Source organism: Janthinobacterium sp. BJB426 (assembly GCF_002735705.1).
Taxonomy (GTDB): Bacteria; Pseudomonadota; Gammaproteobacteria; order Burkholderiales; family Burkholderiaceae_D; genus Janthinobacterium.
This window is the reverse complement of record NZ_PDZL01000041.1, coordinates 1-11,792: the sequence shown is the minus strand read 5'-3', so window position 1 is coordinate 11,792 and position 11,792 is coordinate 1. Positions and strand designations below refer to the sequence as shown.

Genomic DNA, 11,792 nt, shown 5'->3' with positions numbered 1-11,792 from the left:
CGATGCCGACGCGCACTTCCGGCCCCGCGCCCTGCGCCAGCAGCGCGTGCGCCAGGCGGTTGGCGCGCAGATTCAGCGCGCGGTAAGTGAGCGCCTCGTCCTGGTACAGCAGCGCCAGCGCATCCGGCTGCAGCACGGCCTGCAGCTCGAACTGCGCGTGCACGGGCAAGTCGTTCCACGGCCCGCCCTCATGGCGGCCCTGGCGCAACACGGCCGCGCCCTGCGGCGCCGACAGCAGCGGCAAGGCGCCGAGCGGCGCGTCGGCGTCGCGCGCCATCGCCTGCATCAGGCTACCCAACTGCTCCAGTATCAGGCGCGCGCTGGCGGCGTCAAAGCTGGCGCGCGCATAATCGGCATGCAGGGTCAGTCCGCTGTCCTGCATCACGGCCAGGGTCCACGGATAATTCGTCTCCTCGCGCTTGCTGGCCATGCTGAAGCGCAGTTCTCCCTCTTCGGCGGCGCGCAAGGCGGCATCGACGGGATAATTTTCGAATACGATGATGCTGTCGAACAGGGCGACGCCGCCCTGCCCCGCCCAGCGCTGCACCTCGTACAGCGGCGTATGCTCGAATTCGCGCGCGGCCAGGTTTTGCGCCTGCAGCTGGCGCAGCCACTCGCCCACCGGTGCGCCCGCATGCGGGGCGGCGATCACGGGCAAGGTATTGATGAACATGCCGAGCAGGCGGTCGGCGCCCGGCAGGTCCGCCGGACGGCCAGCCACGGTGGCGCCAAAGGCCACGCAAGCCTGGCCCGTATAGCGCTGCAACAGCAGCAGCCAGGCGCCCTGCACCAGCGTGTTGACGGTGATGCGCGCCTGCCGCGCAAAGGCGGCCAGGCCGGCCATCGCCGCCGGCTCCAGGCGCAGGCTGACGCTGTCCTGGCCCGTACCGCCCGCCGCCGGCAGCGCCAGCGACAAGCGCGTGGGCGCGGCCAGCGGCGCCAGCTGCGCGCGCCAGAACGCTTCTCCGGCGGCGCCATCCTGCCGCTGCAGCCAGGCGATGTAGTCGCGGTAGCGGCCCGGCGCCGGCGCATGCGGCTCGCCGTGGTAGTGGCGCAGTATTTCTCCCATCAACTGCGACGTGCTCCAGCCGTCGAGCAGCAGATGGTGGCTGGTCCAGACCAGGCGCTGCTGCGTATCGCTGCAGCGGATCAGGGTCAGCCGCTGCAGCGGTTCGCGCGCCAGGTCGAAGCCGCGCGCCAGGTCCGCCCGGGCATAGGCGTCAAGTGCGGCGGCGCCAGCGTCCTGGCCGCGCCAGTCGAGCAAGTCCACCTCGCCCGCGCCGGCGCGGCTCACCCATTGCAGCGCTTCTCCGCCATCGTGCACGAAACGGCTGCGCAGAATGTCGTGGCCTGCCGCCACCGCGCGCCAGGCCCTCGCGAAGCGTTGCGCGTCGAGCCCTGCCACGTCCACGCACAGCTGGTTGACATAGGCGCTGCCTTGCGGCGCCTGCAGGCAGTGGAACAGCATGCCCGCCTGCATCGGCGAGAGCGGATACAGGTCGGCCAGCTCGTTCAGGGGCAAGTCCAGCGCATCGAGCCTGGCCTGGTCCAGCGGCGCCAGCGGGAAGTCCGACGGCGTCACGCCCAGCGCGCCGGAACAGCAATGCGCGACCAGCGCCCGCAGCTCGCGCCCGAAATCATCGGCCAGTGCCCGGATCGCCGCGCCGTCGTGGCGCGCCGTGCTATAGCTGAACGTCATTTTCAGCATGCCGTCGAAAACCTGGCCATTGATCACCAGTTCATGCCCGAGCGGCGCCTCCGGGTCTTGCGCGTCACCGCTCGCTTCGGCCGCCGGGCGCCAGGCCGCATCGGCCTCGAAACTGCCATCGAACTGGCCCAGGTAATTGAACAACACCTGCGCCGGCGCCATCGCGGCCAGCGCCTGCCGGTCCGCATCGCAGCCCATGTATTTCAGCAGCCCGTAGCCGATGCCCTTGTCGGGAATGGCCCGCAAGTCCTGCTTGACCCGCTTCAAGGCCGCATCGAGCGTGCCCAGCGGCGCCAGGCGCACGGGATAGGCGCTGGTGAGCCAGCCGACAGTACGGCTGATATCGAGGTCCTCGAACAAGTCTTCGCGGCCATGGCCTTCCAGTTCGACGAGGAAGCTGTCCTCGCCCGCATGGCGGCACAGCGCGCGTCCCAGCGCCGTCAGCAGCAAGTCGTTGACCTGGGTGCGGTAGGCGGCCGGCGCCTCCTTCAGCAGACGCCGCGTGGTGTCGCGGTCCAGTTGCAGCACCGCGCCGGCGACCAGGTCACCGCTGCTGGCGCCACGGCTGTCCGCCAGCGGCAGGCGTGACGGCGTGGCCGCCAGCGCCTGCCAGTACGGCAGTTGCGCGCGCACGGCATCGCTGGCCGCATGTTCCTGCAAACGCCGCGCCCAGGCTTGCAGCGGCGCGCTGGGCGCCGCCAGGCGCAAGGGTTGGCCGGCGGCGCCCTGGCGGCACAAGGTGTCGAGGTCTTGCAGCAGGATGCGCCACGACACGCCATCGACCGCCAGGTGATGCACGACCAGCAGCAGGCGCACGCTGCCGTCCGCCATGGTCATGAGCACGGCGCGCAGCAGCTGTCCCTGGCGCAGGTCCAGGCTGCGCTGGGCGAGCTGGCAATGGCGCTCCACGTCGGCCGCGTCGCACGCGTCGCGGCGCCACAGCAGCGGCGCGTCCGGCGCTTCGCCATACTGTTGCGACCAGCCCTGCGGGCCATTATTGAAGCGCAGGCGCAGCGCGGCATGCGTCTGCAGCAGCACGTCCAGCGCCGCCGCGATGACGTCGCCGGCGCCGGACGCCGACGCCTGCAGCAGCACCGACTGGTTGAAATGACCGGGCCGCGCCAGTTGCGCGGCAAACAAGGCGGACTGGATCGGCAATAACGGCACGTCGTCCCCCACCACCTCGGCGCTGCCGCCAGCGCTGGCCGCCACGGCCTGCATCAGCGGCGCCAGCGCAGCGACGCTCTGGCGCTCGAACAGCTGTTTCGGCGTGACGATCCAACCGGCCTGGCGCAGGCGCGCCACGATCTGCAGGCTCAGGATCGAGTCGCCGCCCAGTTCGAAGAAATTGTCGTCGCGTCCCAGCTGCTCCAGTCCCAGCACGCCGCACCATACCTGGGCCAGCAATTGCTCGGCGGCGCCCTGCGGCGCCACGCTGCCGCCCTGCTGCAGCGCCTGCGGCGCCGGCAGCGCGTTGCGGTCCACCTTGCCGTTCGCATTCAGCGGCAGGCTGTCGAGCGCCACGATCACGGACGGCACCATGTAGTCGGGCAGCTGGCGCGCCAGCGCCAGTTTCAACCCTGCAGGCTGCAGGCTGGCGGGCGCCACATAGGCCACCAGGCGCAGGTGGCCATTGCCGCCCGGCTGCGGCTGGGCCACGGCAACGGCCGCCAGCACGCCGGGCTGCGCCAGCAATTGCGCCTCGACTTCGCCCAGCTCGATGCGGAAACCGCGGATCTTGACCTGGTGGTCGATGCGTCCCAGGTATTCCAGCTGGCCGTCGGCCTGCCAGCGCACGAGGTCACCCGTGCGGTACAGGCGTCCACCGGTGCCATCGAAGGGATCGGGAATGAAACGGTCGGCCGTCATGCCCGGACGTCCCAGGTAGCCGCGCGCCAGGCCTTCGCCTCCCAGGTATAGTTCCCCGGGCATGCCCGGCGGCGCCAGGTTCAAGGCGTCATCGAGCACCCACGCGCTGCGCGCCCCGACGGGACGGCCGATGGGCGCATACGCGCTGCGGCAGCCCGCATCGACGCCAACCTTCCACACCATCGGCGTGACCACCGCCTCGGTGGGACCATAGCCGTTGATCAGGAAGCGCGGCTTCAGGGCGCGGCAGACCTGCTCGAAGGCCGCCTGCGGCATGGCCTCGCCACCAAACGAATACAGCTCCACGGGCGGCGGGTTGCCGCTGTGTTCAGCCCATTCGGCCAGCTGCTTCAGGTAGGCCGGCGGAAAGCCCGCGTTCGTGATGCGTTCGGCGCGCAAGGCCGCATAGGTCTGCTCGGGCGTCCACAGGCTGGCGTCGCGCAGCACCAGCGCGCCGCCGGCGCACAAGGTGGTCAGCCAGCGCTCGTGGGCGCCATCGAAGGCAAACGACAGGAAATGCAGTTCGCGCGACTGCGGCCCCATTTCATACAGATCCGCCGTGACGACGCAATGCATGGCCAGCGGACCATGCGTCACCGCCACGCCTTTCGGCTGGCCGGTCGAGCCGGAGGTATAAATCAGGTAGGCCAGGTTGTGGCGGTGCGGCGCCGGCCATGGCGCGACGTCGCCAGCGTCAACGTCAACGTCAACGTCAACGTCAACGTCAGCAGCGTCCTGCGCATCGGCCGGCGGCATCAGCAGCAGCGGCACGCCCGCGGGCGCCGTCACGCGGTCCAGCACCTGCTCCTGGGCGATCAGCAGGCAGATGCCGCTGTCGTCCATCATGTAGGCCAGCCGCCCGGCCGGATAGTCGGGGTCCAGCGGCACATACGCAGCGCCGGCCTTAAGCACGGCCAGCAGCGCCACGATCATGTCGATCGAACGCTCCAGCGCCACGCCGACGCGCATTTCAGCGCCGACGCCGTGCGCGCGCAAACGCCTTGCCAGCGCGTGGGCGCGCCGCTCCAGCTGCGCATGGCTGATCTGCTGCCCGCCCATCACGACGGCCGGCGCATCGGGGCGCAGCGCCGCATGCCGGGCGATGCGCGCATGAACCGCCACATACGGCACGGCCGGCGCGCCGCTGTGCGCCAGCGCGCGCAAGTCCCGCTGCCCGCGCGCATCGGGCAAGGCCAGGCTGCCCAGCGTTTGCTGCGCGCCGGCGATCATCGCGCGCAGCAGCGCCAGCAGGCTGGCGCCGATCGCGGCCACGCCGGCCGCATCGAATTGCGCGCGGTCGTAGCCGTAATGCAGGGCCAGCGTCTCGTTTTGCATGACGGCCAGGGTCAGCGGATAACTGGTCTGCTCGCGCCGCTCGATGGCGCTGAACACGAGGCCATCGGGCGCCGCGCCGGTCAAGGCTTCGTCGACCGGATAATTTTCAAACACCACCAGGGTATCGAACAGGCCGCCCGCACCTTGCCCGGCCCAACGCTGGATGTCGACCAGCGGCGTGTGCTCATGTTCGCGCGAGGCCAGGCTTTGCGCCTGCACCTCGGCCAGCCAGCCGGCCACCGTCTGCGCATGACGCGGCGTGGCGATCACGGGCAGCGTATTGATGAACAGTCCCAGCAACTGCTGCGCGCCGGCCAGGTCGCCGGGCCGCCCGGCCACCGTGGCGCCAAAGGCCACCGTGCGCTGACCCGTATGGCGCTGCAGCAGGATCGCCCACGCCGCCTGCACGACGGTGTTGACCGTCACATGGTGGCGCCGCGCGAAGGCGGCCAGCTGCACGCTTTCCTGGCGCTCCAGCGCCGTGCCGACTTCCCCATGCCCGCCCGGCACCGCCTCGCACGGCAACAGCCCGGCCAGGCGCGTGGGCGCCGCCAGCGGCGCCGCCAGCGCGCGCCAGTAGCTTTCGCTGCCGGCCGCGTCCTGCCGCTGCAACCAGGCGATGTAGTCGCGATAGCGTCCGCCGTGCGTGGCCAGCGGCTGGCCAGCGTAATGGCGCAGCAGCTCGCCCATCAGGCGCGAACTGCTCCAGCCATCGAGCAGAAGATGGTGGTTGGTCCAGATGAAATGGTGGCGCGAGGCCGAAGTGCGCACCAGGTGCAGGCGCTGCAGCGGCGCCTGTTCCAGCTTGAAGCCTTGCGCCAGGTCGCGCCGCGCCAGCGCGTCGAGGTCGGCCTGGATGTCGTCGTGGCCGCGCCAGTCGAGTTCCTGCAGCGCGGGCCCCGCATCGCGGCTGACCCATTGCAGCGGCGGCACGGCCTGCGGCAAGAAGGCCGTGCGCAGGATGTCGTGGCGCGCGATGACGGCCTGCCACGCGGCCGCGAAGCGCCCGGCGTCCAGGCCATCGATATCCACGCGCAGCTGGTTCAGGTAGGCGCCGTCCTGCGGCGCGTACACGCTGTGGAACAGCATACCGGCCTGCATCGGCGACAGCGGATACAGGTCGGCCAGGCGCGCCACGGGCAAGTCGAGCGCATCGAGGCTGGCCTGGTCCAGCCGGGCCAGCGGGAAATCGGATGGCGTCACGCCCTGCGCGCCGGAGCAGCAATGCGCCACCAGCGCCACCAGTTCCTGGCGATAGTCGTCCATCAGCGCCGCCAGCGCGCCTTCGTCATGGCGCGCCGCGCTGAAACTGAGCGTGAGTTTCAGCATACCGTCCAGCACTTGCCCGTTGAGCGCCAGTTCATGCCCCAGCGGGGCATCGCTGTCCTGCGTTTCGCCGCCCGATTCGGCGGCCGGCGCCCACAATCCCTGCGGCGCGAAACTGCCGTCGAACTGGCCCAGGTAATTGAAAATCAGCTGCGGCCGCGGCAAGGCGGCCAGCGCGGCACGCGCCGCATCGTCGCCCAGGTGGCGCAGCAGGCCATAGCCGATACCCTTGGCCGGCACGTCGCGCAAGTCCTGCTTGACGCGCCGGATGGCGGCACCCGCCTCGCCCAGCGGCGCCAGACGCACCGGATACATACTGGTGTACCAGCCCACCGCGCGGCTGGCGTCGAGGTCGTCGAACAGGTCCTCGCGTCCATGCCCTTCCACCTCGATCAGCACCTGCGCCTGGCGCGTGTAGCGGCACAGGGCGCGGCCCAGCGCCGTCAGCAGCAGGTCGTTGACCTGGGTGCGGTAGGCGGCCGGCGCCTCTTTCAGCAGGCGGCGCGTGGTCTCGCGGTCCAACGCCAGGCCCAGGTCGCGCGCGTGGCGCGTCGTGTTGGCGCCGTCCGGACGGGCGCAGGGCAAGGCGGCCGGCGTGGCCGCCACCGCCAGCCAGTACGGCAGCTCGGCGCGCACGGCCGGCGTGTGCGCATGCTGGCGCAGGCGCTGCGACCACGCCTGCAGGCTGCTGCCGCGTGGCGGCAGCGTCACGGCCGTCCCCGCCAGCGCGGCCCGGTAAGCTGCTGCCAGGTCTTCCAGCAGCACGCGCCACGAAACGCCGTCGACGGCCAGGTGGTGCACGGCAAGGAAAAGCCGCGTGCTGCCATCGGCCACGTCGATCAGCTGCGCGCGCAGCAGCCGGCCCTGTTCCAGGTCCAGGCTGCGCTGCGCTTCGCGGCACACCGCCTCGATGGCGGCGCCGTCTTGCGCCGTGCATTGCCACAGCAGTTTCTCCGGCACGGGGCCATAGCTCTGGCGCCAGGCGCCCGCTTCCTCCTGCCGGAAGCGCAGGCTCAATGCCTGGTGGTGCGCGGCGAGCGCCTGCAGCGCCCGTTCCAGCGCGCCCGCGTCGAGCGCTCCGTTCGCCCGCATCAGCAGCGACTGGTTCCAATGGTGGCGCTGCGGGATGGCGGTGCCAAAGAAATCGAGCTGGATCGGCAGCAGCGGCACCTCGCCCTGCGCATCGTCCGGCACCACTGGCGCGGCCTGCAGCGGCTGCGCCACCAGCGCCAGGGCGGCGATGTTCTGGCGCTCGAACAGCTGCTTCGGCGTCAGCTTCCAGCCCGCCTGGCGCACCCGCGCGACGATCTGCAGGCTGAGGATGGAGTCGCCGCCCAGTTCAAAGAAGTTATCCTCGCGGCCCACCCGCTCCAGGCCCAGCACCTCGCACCACAGGCGCGCCAGCATGTTTTCCACTTCGCCCTCGGCCGGCGCATGCGCCGCGCCGGCGGCAAATTGCGCGGCCGGCAGCGCCTTGCGGTCAAGCTTGCCGTTGGCATTCAGGGGCAGGCGCGGCAGCGCGACGAACGCCGATGGCAGCATATAGTCGGGCACGCGTACGGCCAGCGCCGCGCGCAGCGCCGCCGTGTCCAGCGATGCGGGCGTGACATAGGCCACCAGGCGCAAGCCCTGGCCGGATGCCTGTGCCACCACCACCGCCTCGGTCACGCCGGGCTGCAACAACAGCTGGGACTCGATCTCGCCCAGCTCCACACGCAGGCCGCGTATCTTGATCTGGTGGTCGATGCGGCCCAGGTATTCGAGCGCGCCGTCGGCACGCCAGCGTACCAGGTCACCGGTCCGGTACAGGCGCGCGCCGCCGCCATCGAACGGATCGGGCACGAAGCGCTCGGCGCTCAGGGCGGGACGGTGCAGGTAGCCGCGCGCCAGGCCCACTCCGCCCAGGTACAATTCGCCCGCCACGCCGGCCGGCGCCAGGTTCAGACTATCGTCCAGCACATAGCTGCGCAGATTGGCGATCGGACGCCCGATGGGCACCACGGCATCGCCCGCGCGGCAATGCCACCACGTGACATCGATGGCCGCCTCGGTGGGGCCATACAGGTTATGCAGCTGCGCCTGCGGCAAGGCGGCCAGGGTGCGGTCCTGCAGGTCGGCCGGCAGCGCCTCGCCGCTGCAGATCACCGTGCGCAGGCTGGCGCAGGCGCCCGGTGCCAGGTCGGCGGCAAATGCCTGCAGCATCGATGGCACGAAGTGCACGGTGGTGACCCCATGGCGCTCGATCAGCGCCGCCAGCAGTGCCGGGTCGCGATGGTCGCCCGGCCCGGCCACGGCCAGCCGCGCGCCGTACATCAGCGGCCAGAAAAATTCCCATACCGAGACGTCAAAGCTGAACGGCGTTTTCTGCAGCACCGTGTCGCCCGCGCCAAGCGCATACGCCTGCTGCATCCACACCAGGCGGTTATACAGCGCGCAATGACGGTTGGCGGCACCCTTCGGGCGTCCCGTGGAACCCGAGGTGTAGATCACATAGGCAAGGTTTTCCCCGTGCAGCGCCACGCGCGGGTCGCCATGCACGCCATCCGCATACGCCGCTTCCTCGTCCAGCATCAGCAAGGGCGGCAAGTGCTCGGGCAAAGTGCCGAGCACGGGTGCATGCGTCAGCAGCAGGCTGACCGCGCTATCGTCCAGCATGTAAGCGATGCGTTCGGCCGGGTATTCCGGGTCGATCGGCACATAGGCGCCGCCCGCCTTCATCACGGCCAGCAAGCCCACCACCATCTCGACAGAGCGTAGCAGCGCCAGGCCGACGCGCACTTCCGGTCCCACGCCGAGGGCGATCAGCCGGTGCGCCAGCGCATTGGCGCGCCCGTTCAAGGCGGCATAACTGAGCACTTCTTCGCCAAACAGCAACGCATCGGCCTGCGGCGTGGCCGCCGCCTGGCGCTCGATCAGCAGGTGCACCGCTTCGGGCGATGCGTACGACTGGTCGCAGCGGCTCCAGGCCAGCAGCGCCGCCCGTTCCGTGTCTTCCTGCAGCGGCACATCGCCAAGCGCGCACTGCGGCGTGTCGGCCAGCGCCCGCAGCAGCGCCAGATAGTGGCGCGACAGGCGCGCGATGCTGGCCGGTTCGAACAGCTCCACGGCATAGGCAAAACTGGCCGACAGGTTGCCATCGGCCCGCTCCTGCGTGTCGAGCGTGAGTTCGAATTTGGCCGCCTGGCGTCCCAGTTCGTACGGCGTCGCCGACAGCCCCGCCAGCCGGACCTCGCCGCGCGGCTGCAAATGCTGGTGATTGAACAGTACCTGGAACAATGGCGGGTGGCTCAGGCTGCGTTCCGGCTGCAAGGCGTCGACCAATACGTCAAACGGCAAGTCCTGGTGCGCCTGCGCGCCCAGCGCCGCGTCGCGTACCTGCAGCAGCAACTGCTCCAGGGTCGTGCGGCCATCGAGGCGCGTATCGATGATCAGGGTATTGACGAAAAAGCCGATCACGCCTTCCGTCTCGACACGGTTGCGGTTGGCCATCGGCACGCCGATGCGCAACGCCTGCTGGCCCGTGTGGCGGTACAGCAGCGCCTTGAAGGCGGCCAGCAGCAGCATGAACACGGTGGCGCCGTGGCGCTGCGCGCTGCGGTGCAGCTGCGCGCCCAGTTCTGGCGGCAGCGCGAAATCGAAGCGCGCGGCATGGTAGTCAGGCTGCGCCTGGCGGGCATGGTCGGCCGGCGGCTGCAGCACCGGGTGTTCATCGCCCAGGCGCGCCGTCCAGTAGGCCAGCTGCACATCGCGCTCGCCCGCATCGAGCCAGTGGCGCTGCCAGGCGGCATGGTCGGCATACTGGATCGGCAACGGCGCCAGCACCGCAGCACCGCCATCCTGCGCCGCCTGGTACAGCGCACCGAATTCCTCGATCAGCAGCTGGATAGACCAGCCGTCCGAAACGATGTGGTGCATGACCACCAGCAGCACGTGCTCTTCGTCGGCCAGCCGCACCAGCATCGCGCGCAGCAGGGGCGCGCTTGCCAGGTCGAACGGGGCCTGGTTGAAATCGTCGGCGATGCGCGCCAGCCGCGTCTCGCCATCGTCGATGCCGCGCAAGTCCGCATGCGCAAGCCGCAGCGCCATCGGCGGCGCGATGCACTGTTCGGCCAGGCCATCCGCGTCGGCCTCGAAATACGTGCGCAGCGATTCATGGCGAGCGATCAGCGCGTCGAAGGCGTCCTGCACGGCATCGGCCCGCAGGCGTCCGCGCAGGCGCAGGCCGCCCGCGATATGGTAGGCGCTGCTGGCGGGATCGAGCTGCCACAGGAACCACTGGCGCTGCTGGGCAAAAGACAGGGGGGCGCGCGTCAGCGCCTGGCGGCGCGGCGGAATGGGCAGCTGCGCCTGCGTGATGCCCTGCTCGGTCATCTTTTTGTGAAAGGCGCGCCGCTGTTCCGGCGTCAGGGCGCTGAAACGTTCGGCCAACTGCAGTGCGATATCGGTTTGCATGATCAGGTCGACTCCAAGATATCCAGGAATGATGCGAGATCATCCATCCTCGATTGTTGTGAAGCTTGTTGCTGCAAGGTGGCGACTTCGGCGGCCAACAGGGACAAGGATTTGGTTTCAAATACGGCGTGCAGCGGCAGCGACACGGCCAGCGCCAGGTTCAGGCGCGACACCAGCTGCACGGCCAACAGCGAATGTCCGCCCAGCGCAAAGAAGTTATCCTCGCGCCCCACGCGCTGCACACCCAGCAAGCTGCTCCAGATGGCCGCCAGCGCCTGTTCCAGCTCGCCCTGCGGCGCCGAGTACGCCGCGCTTTCCAGCACCGGCACCGGCAGCGCGCTGCGCTCCACCTTGCCCGCCGGGCTGAGTGGCAATCGCGCCAGGGCCACGATGGCCGCCGGCAGCATGTAGTCGGGCAGCGCCGCCGCCAGCGCCGCGCGCAAGGCGTCCACATCCAGTTGCGCCGGGCTGACATACGCCACCAGGCGCGCGCCGGCGGCGCTGTCCTGCGCCACCGCCACCGCTTCGCGCACGCCAGGCTGCGCCAGCAGCTGCGCCTCGATCTCGCCCAGTTCCACGCGGAAGCCGCGGATCTTGATCTGCTGGTCGATGCGTCCCAGGTAATCGAGCTGTCCCGCGCGCCAGCGCACCAGGTCTCCCGTGCGGTACAGGCGCGCACCGGGCGACCCATGCGGGTCCGGCACGAAACGTTCGGCCGTCAGCGCAGGACGGCCAAGATAGCCACGCGCCAGCAAGGCGCCGCCAATGCACAGTTCACCGGCCGCGCCGGGCGGCGTCAATGCCAGGTCCGCATCCAGCACCTGCAGCGCGCGTCCCGCCAGCGGCAGGCCGATCGGCATCTGGGCCGGCGCCGCGCCATCGAGGTAGGGCGCGCAGTCAAGCGTGGCCGCCGTCACCGCCGCTTCCGTCGGGCCATAGGTATTGAGCAGGCGGATATGCCGCATGCCAGCCTGGCGCCAGGCCTGCAGCGCTTCCGGCGGCATCGCCTCGCCGCCCGCATGCACCTGGCGCAGCGCGCCGTAGTCGCGCGGGCCTTGCTGGGCAAAATCCTGCGCCAGCAGCGACCAGTAGGCCGTCGTCA

General features: G+C 70.2%; 2 protein-coding genes. Both read right to left on the bottom strand.

Annotated features, from left to right (window positions below):
- The coding region (locus CSQ93_RS28300) for a non-ribosomal peptide synthetase (RefSeq protein WP_099380895.1) at positions 1-10,690 on the bottom strand (10,690 nt) is incomplete at its 3' end.
- A 2-nt stretch (positions 10,691-10,692) separates the two neighbouring features.
- A partial coding sequence (locus tag CSQ93_RS28295; protein ID WP_158301408.1) for an AMP-binding protein occupies positions 10,693-11,792 on the bottom strand: 1,100 nt, incomplete at its 5' end.